Raw genomic sequence first — 20,569 nt, 5'->3', positions numbered from 1 at the left:
TCCATGTCACTTTGAGTGCCCACACAGATTGTCTGATAAATTGTTAAAGAGCAGTGCCGCTTCGTTTTCGCTGCGGCGCGGGGTGTGCATATTACGCTTTCCCGCTGCAGAGTCAAGCATTTATTTTTGCTTTTCTCTGCGAGGTTCTCACCGGAACCCCGCTGACCCGGCGGCTTGTTTGCCGTTGTTCCGTGTCAGTGGAGGCGCATTATAGGGAGTAATTCTGAGGTGACAAGGGGAAATGCAAAAAAAGTTTTCAACCGTCTCTTTTTTCAACAATGCGGCGAGGAATGTCGCAAAAAACCGCCGTTTTGCCGTTTTAACCGACGAAACGGGGCGCCTGGTGGCATACTGTTAGAGTAGAGGAAAGAAAGGAACGGCATTTATGTCTTTAAGCGCACAGCAACTGGCGGCACAAAAGAACATCTCCTGGGTACTGGCCGAAAAGCTCGCCCAAAAAATACTGACTGGCGAATATCAGCCGGAAAGCATTCTTCCCGGCGAAATGGAGTTGGGGGAGCAGTTCGGCGTAAGCCGTACCGCCGTCCGCGAAGCGGTGAAGACGCTTACTGCAAAAGGCATGCTGCTGCCCCGCCCTCGCATTGGCACCCGGGTGATGCCGCGCAGCAGCTGGAATTTCCTTGATAAGGAACTGCTCTCCTGGTGGCTAACAGAAGATAACTTCGAAGAGGTGGTAAGCCACTTTCTCGTCATGCGCAGCAGCCTGGAGCCACAGGCCTGCTTTCTCGCCGCCGCCAACGGCACCGCCGGGCAAAAAGCGCAGCTCAATACATTAATGGAAGAGATGATTGCTCTGAAACGCCATTTTCAGCGCGAACGCTGGATAGAAGTCGATATGGCCTGGCATGAACATATCTATGAAATGAGCGGTAATCCTTTCCTCAGCTCTTTCGCCTCGCTGTTTCATTCGGTCTACCACACCTACTTCACGTCGATTACGCAAAATGAAGTGGTGAAGCTCGATCTCCACCAGGCGATTGTCGATGCCATTCTTAACAGTGATGCGCCGGGGGCATTGCTCGCCTGCCAGGCATTGTTGAACGCCCCACACCACGTAAATCAATAACAAGGATTTGGCATGAGCGGAAAAAAAGGGCGCAGCATGGCTGGCCTGCCGTGGATCGCGGCGATGGCCTTCTTTATGCAGGCGCTGGATGCCACCATTCTTAACACCGCCCTCCCGGCTATCGCCCACAGTCTTAATCGTTCTCCCTTAGCGATGCAGTCGGCCATTATCAGCTATACGCTGACGGTGGCGATGCTGATCCCGGTCAGCGGCTGGCTGGCAGATCGCTTCGGCACGCGCCGGGTCTTTATCATCGCCGTTAGCCTGTTCACCCTCGGTTCCCTCGCCTGCGCCCTCTCCAGTTCCTTAACGGAACTGGTTATTTTTCGCGTAATTCAGGGGATCGGTGGGGCGATGATGATGCCGGTAGCGAGGCTGGCCCTGCTGCGTGCCTACCCCCGCAGCGAACTGTTGCCGGTCCTGAACTTTGTCACCATGCCGGGATTGGTGGGGCCGATTCTGGGCCCGGTACTCGGCGGGGTATTTGTGACCTGGGCCAGCTGGCATTGGATTTTCCTGATAAACATTCCGATCGGCGTAATTGGCATTCTGTACGCCCGTAAATACATGCCAAATTTCACAACGCCGCGCCGACGCTTCGATATAGGCGGTTTTCTGTTATTTGGCTTAAGTCTGGTGTTATTTTCCAGCGGTATTGAACTGTTTGGGGAAAAAATCGTGGCGACATGGCAGGCGCTGGCCGTGATTGCCGTCAGTCTGTTACTGCTCGTGGCCTATGTGCGTCACGCGCGTCGCCATCCGACGCCGCTTATCTCGCTCTCTTTATTTAAGACCCATACGTTCTCGGTCGGCATTGCCGGCAACCTCGCCACGCGGTTGGGTACCGGCTGCGTACCGTTTCTGATGCCGCTGATGCTGCAGGTTGGTTTCGGCTATCCGGCCATTATCGCCGGCTGTATGATCGCCCCCACCGCTATCGGCTCGATTATTGCGAAATCCACCGTTACCCAGGTGCTGCGCTGGTTTGGCTATCGTAAGACCCTGGTGGGGATCACCGTGTTTATTGGCCTTATGATCGCCCAGTTCTCGCTGCAGTCGCCAGAGATGCCGCTGTGGATGCTTCTTCTGCCGCTGTTCGTGCTGGGGATGGCGATGTCCACGCAGTTTACCGCCATGAATACCATTACCCTGGCCGATCTGACCGATGATAATGCCAGCAGCGGCAACAGCCTGCTGGCCGTCACCCAGCAGCTTTCAATTAGTCTCGGGGTGGCCATCAGCGCTGCGGTGCTACGCTTCTATGAAGGTTTTGATAATGCAAGCACGGTACAGCAGTTTCACTACACCTTTATAACCATGGGCGTGATAACCATTATATCGGCGCTGATGTTTATGCTGTTAAGAGCGAAGGATGGCCGCAACCTGATTAGCGAGCGGCATAAACGCTAAGCGGAACCGCGCACCACCAGCTCCGGCGTTAACTGAACGCGCTGCTGTTTTTGCTGCGGATCGGCCATGCGATGGATCAGTACGTCGATGGCCAGTTCCCCCAGCTCATCCTTTGGCTGGTGAATGGTGGTCAATGGCGGCGTCATATAACGTGCCAGCTCAATATCATCGTAGCCCACCAGCGCCATATCCTGCGGAATCTGCAGCCCGGCCTGGTATAACGCCTGATAAGCGCCAACCGCCATCGCATCGTTACCGACAAACACCGCCTGCGGACGCTGCGGCAACGCCAGCAGCTGCTGCATCGCGCTAAACCCGCCGCCAAACTCAAAATCACTGGTCACCACATATCCTTCGGCAACCGGCAGGCCGCAGCGCGCCATCGCGGCATGATAGCCTTCAAGACGCAGGCGCGCCGGGGTTTTATCCAGCGGGCCGGCAATACAGGCAATGCGTAAATGCCCCTGGTCAATCAGATACTGGGTCGCCATATCGCCGCCGAGCAGCGAGTTATCCTGAATCAGATCGCTATCGCCATCAAAGGGGGCCCAGTCCATCATAACCGTCGGTACCGACGGATAGCGCTGCATGATTTCCGGGGAGGGCTGATGGGTCTCCGTGCACAGCAGGAGTAATCCATCGACGCGTTTTTGCATTAGCGTCTCCAGATTACGATTCATTCGCTGCTCATCACCTTCGGTATTGCAGAGCACGAGGCTATAACCCCGCTCAAAGCAGCTACGCTCCACGCCCCGCACCAGCTCCGAATAAAACGGATTGGTACTGGCGGTGATCAGCATGCCGATGGTACGGGTTTGATTGAGCTTGAGGCTACGCGCCAGCGCAGAGGGGGCGTAGTTGAGGCTTTTGATCGCAGCGTCAACTTTGGCGGTAATCGCTTCGCTGACAAAGCGGTCCTTATTGATGACGTGTGACACCGTCGATGTGGAAACGCCCGCGATGCGGGCCACATCTTTCATCGTAGCCAAGCATTACCCCTGTTGCGCTAAAAATTCATCGATCTCTGTGCGCCAAGGCACGGACGGCTGAGCGCCTTTGCGGGTTACGGCGATCGCCGCTGCGGCATGCGCAAAGCGAATCGCCTCCGGCAGGGCGGTCCCTTCCAGCAGCGCGGTCACCAGCGCGCCGTTAAAGGTATCACCGGCCGCGATAGTATCAATGGCCTGTACGCGAAACCCTGGGATCCGGCGGCTTTCGCCTTCGGCACTGAGCCAGACGCCGCGGCTGCCGAGGGTGATCATCACCGTACCAATGCCTTTGGCATGCAGCACGTTGGCGGCTTTTGCCGCATCTTCGTCACTCTCAACACGAATACCGGTCAGCTTTTCCGCTTCGGTTTCGTTAGGGGTAATAATATCCACCAGCGCCAGCAGTTCATCCGGTAGCTCACGCGCTGGCGCGGGGTTCAGCACCACGGTGGTGTGATGGTGATGGGCGATTTTCGCCGCCGCTATGACGCTCTCCAGCGGCGACTCCAGCTGCATCAACAACGCCTGTGCGCTGGCGATACGCTCTTTTTCCGCCTCAACCTGGGAGACGGAAAGCGCCGCATTGGCGCCGGCATGAATACCGATGACATTCTCACCTTCGGCGTTAACGAAAATTAATGCCACCCCGGTCGCTTCCCCGGCAACCGCGCGCACGGGCGCCACGTCGATTTTATCGCTCGCCAGCTGACGACGGATGCGTTCACCGATATCGTCATCGCCGGTGCAGGCGATAAACGCGATATCCGCTCCGCTGCGCCCGGCGGCCACCGCCTGGTTGGCCCCTTTTCCACCGAACGCCACCTGATAATGGTGGCCGGTGACGGTTTCGCCCGGCGTCGGGAAAGCGTCAAGGTTAAGAATGTGATCGGCATTGATACTGCCAAGGACGACAAGTTTGCCTGCAGTTTTCATCATTTCTGTTCCCGGGAAAGCGCGCCACCGGGATCCGGTGGCGCATGCCCTGCTTTTCTTTTTTTATATTGTCCCTCGGACCGTTGCCAGTCCGAATCGCATATTACTGCTTAACGACCAGCTTCAGCTCAACCGGGTAGTTAGCTTCCACTTTTTCGCCCTTCAGTACCTTATCAGCAGTCTCAACGCCTTTCGCGCCGATCTGCTCCGGCAACTGTGCGACGGTCGCCGCCAGTTTGCCACTGTTTACTGCTTTTTCGCCATCCGGAGTGCCGTCAAATCCAACCACCATCACATCGGACTTGCCTGCAGTCTGCAGCGCGCGCAGGGCGCCCAGCGCCATTTCATCATTTTGCGCGAACACTGCCTGGACGTCAGGATGTGCGGTCAGCAGGTTCTGCATCACGTTCAGGCCTTTGGTGCGGTCGAAATCGGCCGGCTGGCTGGCCAGGACGTTGAATTTGTGCGCCGCCACGGCCTGTTTAAAGCCTTCGCCACGCTCGCGCGCCGCAGAAGTTCCGGCAATGCCCTGCAGCTCAATGACTTTTGCACTTTCACCCACTTTTTTCGCGATGTAATCGCCAGCCATTTTCCCACCCTGCACGTTGTCAGAGGCGATATGGCTCACAACATCGCCTTTTGTCGCCTGACGGTCGAGAGTGATGACCGGGATTTTCGCCTGGTTCGCCATCTTCACGGCGTTGCCGACGGCATCAGAGTCGGTGGGGTTGATCAGCAGCAGCTTGGTGCCGCGCACCGTTAAATCCTGGACGTTCGCCAGCTCTTTCGCCGGGTTGTTCTGGGAATCCAGCACCACCAGGTTGTAGCCCAGCTTGTCAGCTTCTTTTTGCGCGCCGTCTTTCAGCGACACGAAGAACGGGTTGTTGAGGGTAGAGATAACCAGAGCGATGGTGTCTTTGGCCATCGCGTTCGCGCTAACGGTCGCACTTAGCGCAACAGCAGAGACCAGGGTCGCCAGTTTTTTCATATTCATAGTTAAGATGTCCTGTAGAGTTCTTAGTTACTGCTTTTTGTTATCTACCAGTACCGCCAGCAAAATCACCACCGCTTTAACGATCATCTGGTAATAGGAAGAAACGCCTAAAAGATTAAGACCATTATTCAGGAAGCCAAGGATCAGCGCACCAATCAGCGTGCCGACGATGCGTCCTTTGCCACCAGCGAGGCTGGTGCCGCCGAGCACCACCGCCGCAATGGCGTCCAGCTCATAGCCCGTCCCCGCCGTCGGCTGCGCGGAGGAGAGACGCGCCACTTCGATGATCCCGGCCAGCGAAGCCAGCATTCCGCACAAGGCGTAAACGATAATTTTAACTTTATTGACGCTAATCCCGGACAGACGCGTCGCCGCTTCATTACCGCCCAGGGCATAAATATAACGGCCCAGGCGAGTATGGTGCAGCATGTACCAGGCCGCCAGGAAGACAATCGCCATGATCCATACCGGCGTCGGGATCCCCAGCGGACGCCCGATGCCAAACCAGCCGAACAGATCGGCATTATCGCTAAAGCCGGTATTGATCGGGCTGCCGTTGGTGTACACCATGGTTACGCCGCGCAGCAGCAGCATCATCACCAGGGTGGCGATGAAGGCCTGCACGCGGCCTCTCGCTACAATCACCCCGGTGACTGCGCCGATCGCCGCACCTAATGCGAGGGCAGCCGCGACCGCCACCAGCGCATTAACCTCAATGCCAACGATCGACGCTGCCACCGCACCGGTGAGCGCCAGCAGGGAGCCGACGGACAGATCGATCCCCGAGGTCAGTATGACCAGCGTCATCCCTACCGCCATAATGGCGTTAACGGAGGTTTGCTGCAGAATATTGAACAGGTTATTGACGGTAAAAAAGTTGGGGCTCATGGTCGATACCACCGCGATCAGCACCAGCAGGGCAATCAGCGATTTTTGCTCCATCAGCCACGCTTTTGTGAAATAGCGGCGACCAGAAACAGCCTGGGTTGTCATCTTTCTTACTCCTGATTCACACGGTTAAGCTTGCCCACAGCGGCAGCCATCAATACTTCCTGGGTGGCCTGCTCGCGTGTGAATTCACCGCCGAGATGCCCTTCATGCATCACTATGATGCGATCGCTCATGCCCAACACTTCCGGCATCTCGGAGGAGACCAGAATGATGCTCAGGCCGTCGGCTTTGAACTGGTTGATGAGCTGGTAGATCTCTTTCTTCGCCCCGACGTCGACGCCGCGGGTCGGTTCATCGAGGATCAGCACCTTCGGCCGGGTCATCAGCCCGCGGGCGATGGCGACCTTTTGCTGGTTGCCGCCGGAGAGCAGGCCGATCGCCTGCTCCATTGAAGGCGTCTTCACGTTAAACAGGCGGATGAAATCACTCACCGCCTGCTGTTCATCTTTATGCTTAAGACTACCGCCCGCCCGGCTGAAATAGCGCAACGCCGTCAGGGACATGTTTTCTTTTACCGACATCCCGAGAACCAGACCATCGCGCTTACGGTCTTCGGAGATATAGACAATGCCGTTCGCCAGACCATCCTGCGGCGAACGGGTCACCACTTCGCGGCCATCGAGCGTCACGGAACCGCTGCTGCGCGGCAGCGCGCCGTACAGCACTTTCATCAGTTCGGTCCGCCCGGCGCCCATCAGCCCGGCAACGCCGAGGATCTCCCCCTGGCGCAGGGTAAAGGTCACGTTATCCACCCCCGGGCCGCAGAGGTTGTCGACCTTCAGGCGCACCGCGCCGGGCGCCTTATCGAGGTGGGGATATTGGTCTTCCAGCTTACGGCCGACCATCATCTCGATAAGTCGGTCCTCATCCAGCGACGAGACCTCGCGCTCGGCGATAAACTGCCCGTCACGAAAGACCGTCACGTCGTCGCAAATCTCGAAGATCTCTTTCATACGGTGGGAGATATAGACGATACCGCGCCCCTGCGACTTCAGTTCGCGGATGACGCGGAACAGCGATTCGGTTTCGGTATCGGTCAGCGCATCGGTCGGTTCATCCATAATGATGACTTTCGATTCGAAGCTCAGCACTTTGGCGATCTCCACCATTTGCTGATCGCCAATCGATAGATCGCCCACCAGTTTCTGGCTGGTAAAGCGGAGATTCAGCTTTGCCAACAGCTTGTCGGCTTCGGCATACATCTGCTTCCAGTCGATTTTGCCAAAACGGTTAACGAACTCGCGGCCAAGGAAGATGTTCTCGGCGATCGTCAACTGAGGGATCAGGTTCAGTTCCTGATGGATAATGCCGATCCCGGCTTCCTGGGAGGATTTTGGGCCGTTAAAGGTCGTCTCTTTGCCTAACCACAGCAAAGAGCCGGCATCACGGGTGTAGATCCCGGTCAACACCTTCATCATAGTGGACTTGCCGGCGCCATTTTCCCCTACCAGCGCCATCACCCGGCCGGCATAGACATTCAGCGCCGCGCCGGAGAGCGCCTTGACGCCAGGGAACGCTTTATCGATCCCTTTCAGTTGCAATAAGGCTTCCATGACGGCGACCTCAGAACGTGACGCCGGCACAGAGAATGATATTCGCAAACGGGGAACACTCCCCGCTGCGAATTACCGCCTGACTGTCTGCGGTTTGTTTTTTGAACTGCTCATGGCTGGTGTAACGAATTTCAATGGTATTTCCCTGGTGCTGCTGCAGCTGCTCGAGGTGAGTGAGCAACGTCGCGTGGAGCTGCGGATTATGGGTTTTAATCTCTTCCGCGATGACAGCCGCTTCAACCTGCATTTCCGTCGTCACCACTTCCAGCACCTGCATAAATGAAGGTACGCCCTGAGTCAGCGCCATATCAATGCGCGTGCTGCTGCGGGGAACCGGTAATCCGGCATCGCAGACCACCAGCGTATCGGTGTGGCCCAGGCGGGAAATGACCGCGGAAATATCAGCGTTAAGTACGGTGCCTTTTTTCATTTTTTCTCTTTTGCTCCACTAGCGAAACGTTTCGCTAAAATAATTATTATCAATGTGTGAGCAGAAAACCATCACCAGAAGAGAGAAATGTGATCGCCATCGAAACGTTTCGCGAGGCAGCGACAGGACATAACAACCGGAGTGAGAAACAAAAAGCCCTTCGCAATGGAAGGGCTTTTTTGACATCAGATTTCGACCTGGGTACCGAGCTCGATAACCCGGTTTGGCGGGATCTCAAACTGATCCGGCGCCCGCAGGGCGTTACGCTGCAGCAGCAGATAAAGCTTGCCGCGCAGGCGCAGATACCATGGCCGTTTGCCGATAATCAGCGACTCATGCGACATAAAGAACGAGGTCTCCATCATCCGGCAGCTGAGTCCTTCCAGGCCACAGCGGTGGAACACCTCTTCAACGTTAGGCGTTTCCCGCCAGCCGTAGCTGGCCACCACCCGCCAGAAAGACGGTGACAGCTGCTCAATCTGCACCCGGCGAACGTTATGCACGTAAGGCGCATCTTCGGTACGCAGGGTCAGGAGGATCACTCGCTCATGCAGCACCTTGTTGTGCTTCAGGTTATGCAGCAGGGCAAACGGGATCACGTTCAGGGCGCGGGACATATACACCGCAGTACCCGGCACACGCACTGGCGGTGACTTCTCCAGCGAAGAGATCATCGCTTCCAGCGAGTTGCCATGCTCGTGCATCCGGCGCAGCAGGCGGAAACGCTCGCTCTTCCAGGTCGTCATCACCGTAAACATCACCATCCCCAGGGACAACGGTAGCCAGCCGCCGGAGACAATCTTATCGAGGTTCGCCGAGAACAGCGGAATATCAATGCACAGGAAGGCCACCAGCATCAGACCGACAAACAGCTTATTCCAGTGCCAGTTTTTGCGTGCCACGGTCGCCGACAGAATGGAGGTCAGCACCATGGTGCCCGTTACGGCGATACCATACGCCGCCGCCAGGTTAGACGAATGCTCAAAGCTGACGATAACGATGACCACAGAAACGTACAGCAGCCAGTTAATGAACGGAATGTAAATCTGCCCGGACTCCATTTCCGAGGTATGGATAATGCGCATCGGCGACAGATAGCCCAGACGCACTGCCTGACGGGTCAGGGAGAAGACCCCGGAAATCACTGCCTGGGAGGCGATAACCGTCGCCAGCGTGGCGATAATCAGCATCGGGATCAGCGCCCACTCAGGCGCCAGCAGGAAGAACGGGTTTTTAATCGCTTCCGGGTGCTTCAGCAGCAGCGCGCCCTGGCCAAAATAGTTCAGCACCAACGAGGGCAGCACGACGGAGAACCAGGCAACGCGGATCGGCAGTTTGCCGAAGTGGCCCATATCGGCGTACAGCGCTTCCACCCCGGTAATCGACAGCACCACCGCGCCAAGCGCAATAAAGGAAACGGTCTTGTATTGCAGGAAGAAGTGCACAGCCCAGTAGGGGTTCAGCGCCTGCAGAACTTCCGGATTAGCGTAAATGCTTCGCGCGCCCAGCACCGCCAGCAACAGGAACCAGATCAGCATAATCGGCGCAAACAGCTTGCCGACCATGCCAGTCCCGTGCTTCTGGATCACAAACAGCAGGGTGAGCACGATAATGGAGATAGGGACAATCCAGGTATCCAGCTGCGGGGCGATAATTTCTAACCCCTCTATCGCCGACATTACCGAAATCGCCGGGGTAATCACCACTTCGCCATAGAAGAAACTGCCGCCGATAAGGCCGAGGATCACCAGCACGGAGGTCATTCTGGCCGAAGTATTACGTCCGGCCAGCGACATCAGCGTTAAGATCCCGCCTTCCCCGGCGTTATCCGCCCGCATCACGAAGGTGATGTATTTAATCGATACGGTAAAGATTAACAGCCAGAAAATCAGCGACAAAAAGCCAAAAACGGCATCGCGCTCTACGCCAAAGCCAAACTGACCTGACAGGCATTCGCGCAGGGTATACAGTGGACTGGTACCGATATCGCCGTACACCACGCCGATGGCCGCCAGCGTTAACGCCGGCAACGATTGTTTATTATCAGTGCTCATAGACTAGTCTTTTCGTTTATAAAACAAATGTGTGCCTAGTCCCTTGGCCCACAAAAAGCGCACAGTATGCACGATTATTTGTGAAATCGTACCCCTAACAGACACCATATTAACCTGGCTCAAAAAAAATAAATCGATTCTTCAGGCTATTACCGCCCCGGCTCTAACATCTATACTCGTCCCAATAACGATACATGACAAAGCACGCAACTCAATTATGGCTCAAACACATTTACTGGCTGAAAGAATTTCCCGGCTCAGCGCGGCACTCGAAAAAGGACTCTTTGAACGCAGCCACGCGATACGCCTCTGCCTGCTGGCGGCGCTCAGCGGCGAGAGCGTTTTTTTGCTTGGTCCACCGGGGATCGCCAAAAGCCTGATTGCCCGCCGCCTCAAATTCGCCTTCCAGCAGGCGCGCGCTTTTGAATACCTGATGACCCGCTTCTCCACCCCGGAAGAGGTTTTTGGGCCACTGTCCATTCAGGCGCTGAAAGATGAAGGCCGTTACGAACGTTTAACCGCCGGCTACCTGCCGGAAGCGGAAATCGTGTTTCTCGATGAAATATGGAAAGCAGGTCCGGCTATCCTCAACACCCTACTGACGGCGATTAACGAACGTCACTTCCGCAATGGCGCGCATGAAGAGAAAATCCCAATGCGCCTGCTGGTGGCCGCGTCGAACGAACTCCCGGAAGCCGACAGCAGCCTGGAAGCGCTGTATGACCGAATGCTGATCCGTCTATGGCTTGATAAAGTGCAGGATAAAGGTAATTTCCGTTCGATGCTGGTCAGCCAGCAGGATGAAAACAGCAATCCAGTGCCCAGCGCGCTGCAGGTGAGCGACGAGGAATTTACCCAATGGCAGCAGCAGATCGGCAATATTAAACTGCCGGACGCGGTGTTTGAGCTGATATTCCAGCTCCGCCAGCAGCTGGACGCCCTGCCAAATGCCCCCTATGTCTCGGATCGCCGCTGGAAAAAGGCTATTCGCCTGCTGCAGGCCAGCGCCTTCTTCAGCGGCCGCGACAGCATCGCGCCGATCGACCTAATCCTGCTGAAAGATTGTCTGTGGCACAACGTCGAAAGTATGAACCTGATGTCGCAGCAGCTGGAAACGCTCATGACCTGTCACGCCTGGCAACAGCAGGCGATGCTGACGCGGTTGGGGGCGATTGTGCAGCGACGCATTCAGATCCAACAACAGCAAAGCGACAAAACGGCGCTGAAGGTCACCCGCCTTGGCGGGATGTTTAGCCGCAAACCGCACTATGAACTGCCGGCGGAGATCCAGGGGACCACCCTGACGCTGCTGCTGCAGCAGCCGCTCAAACTTCACGATATGGAAGTGATCCACATTACTTTTGAACGCGAGGCGTTAGCCAACTGGCTGGAAAAGGGCGGCGAGATCCGCGGTAAGCTCAACGGGATCGGCTTTGCCCAACTACTCAATATGGATGTCGACACCAGCCAGCATCTGGTCGTCCGCGATGTGAGCCTGCAGGGCTCACGCCTCGCGCTGCCCGGCAGCGCAGCGCAGGAGAATATGCCGGCGGAAATTCGCCAGCAGCTGGAAGCGCTGGATGATGAGTGGCACCAGCAACACAACCGCTTCAGCGAGCAGCAAAAGTGCCTGTTTATCCCGGTCGAATGGCTGGGAAGAATCGAAGCCAGCCTGCAGGACGTCGGCGCGCAGATTAAACAGGCGAAGCAGCCATGACGCTCGATATGCTGAATGTCATGCTGGCAGTCAGCGAAGAGGGAATGATCGAGGAGATGCTGCTGGCGCTGTTGGCCTCTCCTCAGCTGGCGGTGTTCTTTGACAAATTTCCCCGCCTGAAAAACATCATCGCGGCGGATATTCCGCGCTGGCGGGAAGCCGTTCGCGCCCGCTTAAAAGAAGTTAACATCCCGCCGGATCTGGACGCCGAAGTGCAAACCTATCAGCAGGCTCAGCTGCTCTCTACCTCGCAGTTTATCGTCCAGCTCCCGCAAATTCTCGGCAAACTGCACCAGCTCCAGTCCCCTTTTGCCGCCCAGGCGCAGAAGCTGGTGGATGACAATGCCACCTTTACCCCGGCGCTGCATACGCTGTTTTTACAGCGCTGGCGACTGAGCCTGGTGGTGCAAGCCACCAGCCTTAACCAGCAGCTGCTGGACGAGGAGCGCGACCAGTTGCTCAGTGAGGTCCAGGAACGAATGACGCTCAGCGGTCAGCTCGATCCGGTGCTGGCGGAAAATGATACCGCCGCCGGACGCCTGTGGGATATGAGCGCCGGGGAACTCAAACGAGGCGACTACCAGCTGATCGTGCGCTATGGCGATTTTCTTAACCAGCAACCGGAGCTGCTGCAGCTGGCGGAACAGCTGGGGCGTTCAAGGGAAGCGAAATCCGTGCCGAAGAAAGATGCGCCGATGGAAACCTTCCGCAGCCTGGTACGCGAGCCGGCAACGGTGCCTGAACAGGTCGACGGCCTCCAGCAGAGCGACGACATTCTACGCCTGCTGCCGCCGGAGCTGGCGACGCTTGGCATCACGGAGCTGGAGTTTGAATTTTATCGCAAGCTGGTGGAGAAACAGCTGCTCACCTACCGGCTACACGGCGATGCCTGGCGCGAGAAAATTACCGAACGCCCGGTAACGCGGCAGGATTTTGATGAGCAACCGCTCGGGCCGTTCATTGTCTGCGTCGATACGTCAGGATCGATGGGCGGTTTTAACGAACAGTGCGCTAAGGCCTTTTGTCTGGCCCTGATGCGCATCGCGCTGGCCGATAACCGTCGCTGCTTCATTATGCTGTTTTCCAGCGAAGTGGTGCATTACGAGTTGACCAGCGAGAGCGGACTGGAGCAGGCGATCCGTTTCCTGAGCCAGCGTTTTCGCGGCGGCACCGATCTGGCCAGCTGTTTTCGCGCCATTATTGAACGTTTGCAAAACCCGCAGTGGGTGGATGCGGATGCCGTGGTGATCTCCGACTTTATTGCCCAACGGTTGCCGGATGAGGTGATTGCTCAAGTGGGGGAGTTACAGCGTAAGCATCAGCACCGTTTTCACGCGGTGGCGATGTCGGTTCACGGCAAACCCGGCATCATGCGCATCTTCGATCATATCTGGCGCTTTGACACCGGGCTTCGTAGCCGCCTGCTGCGACGCTGGCGGCGCTAATCGTTACAGCAGCGCGGAAACGCTTTCGCGAACCTGCGCCGGCCATACGCCGCACTGCACCTGACCGATATGGTCAAGCTGCAGCAACAGCATCGTCAAACGAGACTGGCCAATGCCGCCGCCAATAGTCTGCGGCATCTCGCCGCGCAGCAGCGCCTGGTGCCACTCCAGTTTCAGGCGATCTTCATCGCCGGTCAGCGCCAGCTGGCGCTTTAGCGCCTCGGCGTCAACGCGGATCCCCATCGAGGAGATCTCGAACGCATCCTCCAGCACCGGGTTCCACACCAGGATATCGCCGTTCAGGCCGGCAAAACCTTCAGAAACCTCAGTACTCCAGTCATCATAATCCGGCGCACGCACGTCGTGGCGCTTGCCATCAGCTAGTTTGCCGCCGATACCAATTAAGAAGACGGCGCCCAGCTCTTTGGCAATAGCCCGCTCACGACCTTTGGCATCAAGCTCCGGATAGCGGCTCAGCAGCTCCTGGCTGTGAACAAAATGGATCTGTTCCGGCAGGAACGGCGTCAGGCCAAACTCCTGGCTGACCGCCAGCTCGGTGGCTTTGATCCCGGCGTAGATCGCCTCGACGGTTGCCTTCAGGGTGCCGACGTGACGCTCTTCATCCCCCATCACGCGCTCCCAGTCCCACTGGTCAACATAGACGGAATGGATAGGCGTCAGACGGTCTTCATCGGGGCGAAGGGCTTTCATGTGCGTGTACAGCCCTTCGCCCGCGCTGAAGTCGTGTTGTCCCAGGGTTTGACGCTTCCACTTCGCCAGCGAATGAACCACTTCGAACTGGGCGTCGGGCAGTGTTTTCACTTTTACCTGAACCGCTTTCTCGCAGCCGGACAAGTTATCCTGCGTCCCATCGCCCACGCGGCTTAAGATTGGCGCCTGGACTTCAATCAGGCCAAGCTTCTCTTCCAGCTGACGGGAAAAGTGGGATTTAACGAAACTGATCTGGCGTTGTTTTGCGATATATGCGGTTTTCATTTTTATGACTCCTGCGTCCTGTTGCCATTGATTAAGCAACAAAACAGGGCAGCAATACAATAATCAATCAATAAAAAGGCGCATCAACTTTTAATTCATTAAAATATGGCGCTAAAATAGTAAGAACCCTCAAACTTCATAAGAAAAAGATATGGAAAATTATCAGATCGACAATCTGGACCGCGGCATTCTTGATGCGCTGATGGCCAACGCCCGTACAGCCTATGCCGAACTGGCCAAACAGTTCAGCGTCAGCCCGGGCACCATTCACGTGCGCGTCGAAAAGATGAAGCAGGCGGGTATCATTACCGGCGCGCGCATTGACGTCAGCCCCAAGCAGCTGGGCTACGACGTCGGTTGCTTCATCGGCATTATTTTAAAAAGCGCCAAAGACTATCCCTCCGCCCTCGCCCGCCTGGAAAGTCTGGAGGAGGTCACCGAGGCTTACTACACCACCGGCCACTACAGCATCTTTATTAAGGTGATGTGTAAATCCATCGATGCTCTGCAGCAGGTACTTATCAACAAGATCCAAACAATCGATGAAATTCAGTCCACTGAAACTCTGATCGTGCTGCAGAACCCGATCATGCGCACCATCAAGCCCTGATCGCTTTTTTTAATCCCACATTTTTCCACAGGTAGATCCCAGCTCGCTCACAGCGTACAATACGCCACTCTGAACAGTTGAGCGGGCGATCGGCGATCTATGGCAGACATTACACTTATCAGCGGCAGCACCCTGGGCAGTGCGGAATATGTAGCAGAGCATCTGGCGGAAAAGCTGGAAGAAGCCGGCTATAGCACTGAAATCCAGCACGGTCCGCTGGTGGACGATCTGCAGGCGCAAGGGATCTGGTTAATTATCTCTTCCACCCATGGCGCCGGCGACATTCCCGACAACCTGGTTCCCTTCTATGACGCGCTGCAGGAGAAGCAGGCCGATCTTTCCGCCGTGCGCTTTGGCGCTATAGGGATCGGCAGCCGCGAATACGACACCTTTTGCGGCGCGATCGATAAATTAGAAGCGGCGCTGAAGGCCTGCGGGGCAAAACAGATCGGTGAGACGCTGAAGATCAACGTCCTTGAACACGAAATTCCGGAGGATCCAGCGGAAATCTGGCTGGGATCCTGGAAAAATTTGCTCTGAGAATTGTAAAGATCGTCCGATCTTCTGTGGATAACCATGCTTAAAAGCTTGGATCAACCGGTAGTTATCCAAAGAATAACCGTAGTATGGTTTTTGAGCTGTGCATAACCCTTCATTCTGATCCCAGCTTATACGGACCAGGATCACCGATCATTCACAGATAGTGATCCTTCTTAAGCTTTTGATCTTACTTCGCGGATCCGACTTATCCACAAAGAGAGTCGATCCTAATAAGAGATCACAATAGAACAGATCTCTATATAAAGATCTTCTTTTTAATACTCAGGATCCCGGAGTCTTTCTCGAAAGACGAAAGTTGAGTAGAATCCACGGCCCGGGCTTCAATCCATTTTCATACCGCTTTATGCGAGGCAGACCACCATGTTTTATCAGGATCCTTTTGACGTCATTATCATTGGCGGGGGTCATGCAGGCACTGAGGCCGCAATGGCCGCAGCGCGTATGGGTCAACAAACCCTGCTTTTGACACACAATATCGACACGCTGGGGCAAATGAGTTGCAACCCGGCGATTGGCGGCATTGGGAAAGGACACCTGGTAAAAGAAGTGGATGCGCTCGGCGGTTTGATGGCCAAAGCGATCGATCAGGCGGGCATTCAGTTTAGGATACTAAACGCCAGCAAAGGACCGGCAGTGCGCGCCACCCGCGCCCAGGCTGACCGCGTGCTTTATCGTCAGGCAGTACGTACCGCGCTGGAGAACCAGCCGAACCTGATGATCTTCCAGCAGGCGGTTGAAGATCTGATTGTCGAAAACGATCGCGTCGTGGGCGCCGTCACCCAGATGGGCCTCAAATTCCGCGCTAAAGCGGTGGTGCTGACCGTCGGGACCTTCCTTGACGGCAAAATCCATATTGGTCTGGACAACTACAGCGGCGGCCGCGCCGGCGATCCGCCGTCTATCCCGCTGTCTCGTCGTCTGCGTGAATTGCCTCTGCGCGTAAGTCGTCTGAAAACCGGTACTCCGCCGCGTATTGACGCGCGCACCATCGATTTCAGCGTGCTGGCGCAGCAGCATGGCGATAACCCGATGCCGGTCTTCTCGTTCATGGGATCCGCGGATCAGCATCCGCGCCAGGTACCGTGCTATATCACCCACACTAACGAGAAAACCCACGATGTGATCCGCAATAACCTCGATCGCAGTCCTATGTACGCCGGAGTGATCGAAGGGATCGGACCTCGCTATTGCCCGTCGATCGAAGACAAAGTCATGCGCTTTGCCGATCGCAACCAGCATCAGATCTTCCTCGAGCCGGAAGGACTGACCTCAAACGAAATTTATCCGAACGGTATATCCACCAGCCTGCCCTTTGATGTGCAAATGCAAATCGTCCGCTCGATGCAGGGGATGGAGAATGCGCGGATCGTCCGTCCAGGCTACGCTATTGAGTACGATTTCTTCGACCCGCGCGATCTGAAGCCAACGCTTGAGAGCAAATTTATTCAGGGTCTGTTCTTCGCCGGCCAAATCAACGGTACCACCGGTTATGAAGAGGCGGCGGCTCAGGGGCTGCTGGCCGGACTTAACGCCGCCCGCTTCTCTGCGGAAAAAGAGGGCTGGGCGCCGCGTCGCGATCAGGCTTACCTCGGCGTGCTGGTAGATGACCTCTGCACCCTGGGTACCAAAGAACCGTACCGCATGTTTACTTCCCGCGCTGAATATCGTCTGATGCTGCGCGAAGACAACGCCGATTTGCGTTTGACCGAACAGGGGCGCGAGCTGGGTCTGGTAGATGACGAACGCTGGGCGCGCTACAACGAGAAGCTGGAAAGCATCGAACGTGAACGCCAGCGTCTGAAATCCACCTGGGTGAATCCGCAGGCAGAGAGCGCCAACGAAGTGAACGCTCACCTGACCGCGCCGTTGTCGCGTGAAGCCAGCGGCGAAGATCTGCTGCGTCGTCCGGAAATGACCTACGAACAGCTGGTTCAACTCTCGCCATTCACCCCGGGACTGGAAGATCGTCAGGCGGCTGAACAGGTAGAGATCCAGGTGAAGTATGAGGGCTATATCGCGCGCCAGCAGGATGAGATTGAGAAACAACAGCGCAATGAGAATACCTTGCTGCCAGCGACCCTCGACTACCGCCAGGTCACTGGGCTGTCTAACGAGGTGATTGCCAAACTGAACGACCATAAACCGTCGTCGATAGGGCAGGCGTCACGTATCTCCGGGATCACCCCGGCGGCGATCTCTATTTTGCTGGTTTGGCTGAAAAAGCAGGGGATGCTGCGCCGCTGCGCCTGATTGCGGCTGCCTGCCGCGCTGATTTCCCAGTTGCATAATCAGCGTTCGCCTTTATCATTCATAGCCCGGTAAGCGTTAGCGCCTCCGGGCTCATTATTTTTTGAAGGTACTTACCGTGCTCAACAAACTTTCTCGTCTGCTGGATGAAGCGGGTATTTCGCTCACCGATCACCAGAAAAATCAGCTGGTGGCTTACGTCGGACTGCTCGATAAGTGGAACAAAGCCTATAACCTGACTTCCGTTCGCGATCCGAATGAGATGCTGGTGCGTCATATTCTCGACAGCATCATCGTGGCGCCTTATCTGCAGGGCTCGCGCTTTATCGATGTTGGTACGGGCCCGGGGTTGCCGGGGATCCCGTTGGCCATCGTATGTCCGGAGTCACATTTCACCCTGCTGGACAGCCTTGGCAAGCGCGTGCGCTTCCTGCGTCAGGTGCAGCACGAGCTGAAGCTGGATAACGTCACCCCGGTGCAGAGCCGCGTGGAAGCCTTCCCGGCCGAGCCGCCGTTTGATGGCGTGATAAGCCGCGCTTTCGCATCGCTTAATGATATGGTGAGCTGGTGCCATCATCTGCCGGCAGCGAATGGTCACTTCTATGCGCTCAAAGGGTTAGCGCAAAAAGAAGAAATGGAAAGTCTGCCGGAGGGGTATGACATTGTCGAGGTGATTGAGCTGCATGTTCCTCGGTTGGAAGGGGAGCGGCACCTGGTGGTGATTAAGCCAAAATCGAGTTAATTTTTATCAAAAAATGTGGAAAAAATGTGGCCCGCGCATGTTACAAAAATAAAGGACGTCCCCCGATATTAACGGGCTGCATTTAACCTTGTTTTTACTATGGCTTTTCTTGCAGTTAACTTAGCGTAAGTGATTCACTGACAAAATAGTCAACTTTGAAAATATCAGGGTGCTAAAAATCGACAATGATGAACAGCATAGTGATGTTAAATTTTTATTATAAATGTCAATAAAAGGTTTTTATTGTATGTGAGGTTGTTTTAGATAATGTCCTCACTTTTTATCTTGAATATCAAAAGCATGAAAAATAGTGTTTTATGTCCTTGATTCATTAAAGGGCGCTTGAAATGTTTATTATGTGATCTGATGCACGCTTTAATTGCCGTGTTTCCTCGTTATTTGCAGTTTTGTATGACCGCTCACAGAACGCTGAAATGCACGGAAAGTTGTCCGTTGGAAAATAATTAAACATTTATTCACTATTTTGCTACTTATTGTTTGAAATCACGGGGCGTCACCGTATAATTTGTCCGCTTTTTGATGCTTGACTCTTCGTCTTAAAGGACGTTTTATACGACACGCGACATACCTCAAAGGGAGCAGGAGTAAAAACGTGATGTCAGTGTCGCTCTTGAGTCGAAACGTTGCTCGCAAGCTTCTGTTTATTCAGTTACTGGCAGTAATGGCAAGTGGACTGCTGTTCAGCCTCAAAGACCCCTTCTGGGGCATTTCCGCTGTATGCGGCGGTTTGGCAGTGGTCTTGCCAAATCTGATGTTTATAATTTTTGCCTGGCGTCATCAGGCGCATACACCAGCAAAAGGCCGTGTGGCCTGGACCTTCGCCTTCGGTGAAGCCTTCAAGGTGTTGCTGACCTTCGCCCTTCTGGCGGTGGCGCTGGCCGTTTTAAAAGTGGTATTTTTGCCACTGATCGTGACGTGGGTTTTGGTGCTGGTGGTACAAGTTCTGGCGCCAGCTGTAATTAACAACAAAGGGTAAAGGCATCATGGCTTCAGAAAATATGACGCCGCAGGATTACATAGGACACCATCTGAACAACCTTCAGTTGGACCTGCGTACATTCTCGCTGGTGGATCCGCACAACCACACAGCCACCTTCTGGACGCTCAACATTGACTCCATGTTCTTCTCGGTGGTTCTCGGTCTGCTGTTCCTTGCCATGTTCCGTAGCGTTGCTAAGAAAGCGACCAGCGGCGTACCAGGGAAATTCCAAACCTTCATCGAAATGATCATCGGCTTCGTCCATGGCAGCGTCAAAGACATGTACCATGGCAAGAGCAAGGTTATCGCGCCGCTGGCGCTGACCGTGTTCGTCTGGGTCTTCCTGATGAACCTGATGGACCTCTTGCCTATCGATTTCTTACCTTGGATCGGTGAGCACATACTCGGCCTGCCTGCACTGCGCGTGGTTCCGTCTGCCGACGTGAACATCACCCTGTCGATGGCGCTTGGCGTGTTCATCCTGATTATTTTCTACAGCATCAAAATGAAAGGCGTTGGTGGGTTCGTTAAAGAACTGACCATGCAGCCGTTCAATCACTGGGCGTTCATTCCTGTCAACTTAATCCTTGAAGGGGTAAGCCTGCTGTCCAAACCGGTCTCTCTCGGTCTGCGACTGTTCGGCAACATGTATGCCGGTGAGCTGATTTTCATTCTGATTGCTGGTCTGTTGCCGTGGTGGTCACAGTGGGTTCTGAATGTGCCTTGGGCCATTTTCCACATCCTGATTATTACGCTGCAAGCCTTCATCTTCATGGTTCTGACGATTGTCTATCTGTCGATGGCATCTGAAGAGCATTGATTTTTTACCAACACTACTACGTTTTAACTG

Annotated in this window: 18 protein-coding genes; 10 read left to right on the top strand and 8 right to left on the bottom strand. The window is 55.2% G+C overall.

Annotation, left to right across the window (positions count from 1 at the left end; genetic code table 11):
• Positions 1-385: 385 nt before the first annotated feature.
• Positions 386-1,087 (top strand): FadR/GntR family transcriptional regulator, encoded by a 702-nt coding sequence (locus tag RRF55_RS19525; RefSeq protein WP_002882540.1) that lies wholly within the window; start codon positions 386-388, stop codon positions 1,085-1,087.
• 12 nt (positions 1,088-1,099) lie between these two features.
• Positions 1,100-2,497: a multidrug transporter subunit MdtD gene (gene mdtD / locus RRF55_RS19520; RefSeq protein WP_002882539.1), complete on the top strand. Its 1,398-nt coding sequence runs from the start codon at positions 1,100-1,102 to the stop codon at positions 2,495-2,497.
• On the opposite strand, the gene rbsR is transcribed toward mdtD, so the two are convergent.
• From rbsR to kup, 7 genes are all read right to left on the bottom strand, one after another.
• Positions 2,494-3,486 carry a ribose operon transcriptional repressor RbsR gene (gene rbsR / locus RRF55_RS19515; RefSeq protein WP_016831327.1) on the bottom strand — a complete coding sequence of 331 codons (993 nt, stop codon included), beginning with the start codon at positions 3,484-3,486 and terminating at the stop codon, positions 2,494-2,496. The two genes, mdtD and rbsR, sit on opposite strands and share 4 nt — an antisense overlap.
• 3 nt (positions 3,487-3,489) lie before the next feature.
• Positions 3,490-4,422 (bottom strand): ribokinase, encoded by a 933-nt coding sequence (rbsK, locus tag RRF55_RS19510; protein ID WP_004173836.1) that lies wholly within the window; start codon positions 4,420-4,422, stop codon positions 3,490-3,492.
• A 100-nt stretch (positions 4,423-4,522) separates the two neighbouring features.
• Complete coding sequence (gene rbsB / locus RRF55_RS19505) at positions 4,523-5,413, bottom strand: ribose ABC transporter substrate-binding protein RbsB (RefSeq protein ID WP_002882536.1); 891 nt, start codon at positions 5,411-5,413, stop codon at positions 4,523-4,525.
• Between the two features lie 27 nt (positions 5,414-5,440).
• Positions 5,441-6,406 (bottom strand): ribose ABC transporter permease, encoded by a 966-nt coding sequence (rbsC, locus tag RRF55_RS19500; protein WP_002882531.1) that lies wholly within the window; start codon positions 6,404-6,406, stop codon positions 5,441-5,443.
• A gap of 5 nt (positions 6,407-6,411) precedes the next feature.
• Positions 6,412-7,917, bottom strand: coding sequence for a ribose ABC transporter ATP-binding protein RbsA (gene rbsA, locus RRF55_RS19495; RefSeq protein WP_002882529.1), 1,506 nt, complete (start codon positions 7,915-7,917; stop codon positions 6,412-6,414).
• A 10-nt stretch (positions 7,918-7,927) separates the two neighbouring features.
• Positions 7,928-8,347, bottom strand: a complete 420-nt coding sequence (rbsD, locus tag RRF55_RS19490) for a D-ribose pyranase (RefSeq protein ID WP_002882527.1) — start codon at positions 8,345-8,347, stop codon at positions 7,928-7,930.
• 185 nt (positions 8,348-8,532) lie between these two features.
• A complete protein-coding gene (gene kup, locus RRF55_RS19485) occupies positions 8,533-10,401 on the bottom strand; it encodes a low affinity potassium transporter Kup (protein ID WP_002882520.1) in 1,869 nt (622 codons plus the stop codon).
• Between the two features lie 217 nt (positions 10,402-10,618).
• On the opposite strand from kup, the gene ravA reads away from it, so the two are divergent.
• Both ravA and viaA read left to right on the top strand, forming a co-directional pair.
• Entirely contained in the window at positions 10,619-12,118 is a 1,500-nt protein-coding gene (ravA, locus tag RRF55_RS19480; RefSeq protein ID WP_004151555.1) for an ATPase RavA, read from the top strand.
• Entirely contained in the window at positions 12,115-13,563 is a 1,449-nt protein-coding gene (gene viaA / locus RRF55_RS19475; protein ID WP_087791403.1) for an ATPase RavA stimulator ViaA, read from the top strand. The genes ravA and viaA overlap by 4 nt, the downstream gene beginning before the upstream one ends.
• 3 nt (positions 13,564-13,566) lie before the next feature.
• On the opposite strand, the gene asnA is transcribed toward viaA, so the two are convergent.
• Complete coding sequence (gene asnA / locus RRF55_RS19470; protein ID WP_002882514.1) at positions 13,567-14,559, bottom strand: aspartate--ammonia ligase; 993 nt, start codon at positions 14,557-14,559, stop codon at positions 13,567-13,569.
• Positions 14,560-14,710: 151 nt separating this feature from the next.
• On the opposite strand from asnA, the gene asnC reads away from it, so the two are divergent.
• The 6 genes from asnC to atpB all read left to right on the top strand — a co-directional run bounded on the left by asnC (position 14,711) and on the right by atpB (position 20,539).
• On the top strand, positions 14,711-15,169 hold the full coding sequence (asnC, locus tag RRF55_RS19465; RefSeq protein ID WP_002882510.1) for a transcriptional regulator AsnC: 459 nt from the start codon (positions 14,711-14,713) through the stop codon (positions 15,167-15,169).
• Positions 15,170-15,268: 99 nt separating this feature from the next.
• Positions 15,269-15,709 (top strand): FMN-binding protein MioC, encoded by a 441-nt coding sequence (mioC, locus tag RRF55_RS19460; RefSeq protein ID WP_004144988.1) that lies wholly within the window; start codon positions 15,269-15,271, stop codon positions 15,707-15,709.
• 381 nt (positions 15,710-16,090) lie between these two features.
• Positions 16,091-17,980, top strand: coding sequence for a tRNA uridine-5-carboxymethylaminomethyl(34) synthesis enzyme MnmG (gene mnmG, locus RRF55_RS19455; RefSeq protein ID WP_083565644.1), 1,890 nt, complete (start codon positions 16,091-16,093; stop codon positions 17,978-17,980).
• 115 nt (positions 17,981-18,095) lie between these two features.
• Positions 18,096-18,719, top strand: a complete 624-nt coding sequence (rsmG, locus tag RRF55_RS19450; protein WP_004151554.1) for a 16S rRNA (guanine(527)-N(7))-methyltransferase RsmG — start codon at positions 18,096-18,098, stop codon at positions 18,717-18,719.
• Positions 18,720-19,335: 616 nt separating this feature from the next.
• Positions 19,336-19,716, top strand: coding sequence for a F0F1 ATP synthase subunit I (gene atpI, locus RRF55_RS19445; RefSeq protein ID WP_004144991.1), 381 nt, complete (start codon positions 19,336-19,338; stop codon positions 19,714-19,716).
• Between the two features lie 7 nt (positions 19,717-19,723).
• On the top strand, positions 19,724-20,539 hold the full coding sequence (gene atpB / locus RRF55_RS19440; RefSeq protein WP_004173838.1) for a F0F1 ATP synthase subunit A: 816 nt from the start codon (positions 19,724-19,726) through the stop codon (positions 20,537-20,539).
• The last annotated feature ends 30 nt before the right edge of the window (positions 20,540-20,569 follow it).

This window comes from Klebsiella sp. K47, assembly GCF_051858335.1.
Lineage (GTDB): Bacteria > Pseudomonadota > Gammaproteobacteria > Enterobacterales > Enterobacteriaceae > Klebsiella > Klebsiella pneumoniae.
Note: the sequence above shows the minus strand (reverse complement) of the source record. Positions and strands in the feature narration are given on the sequence as shown.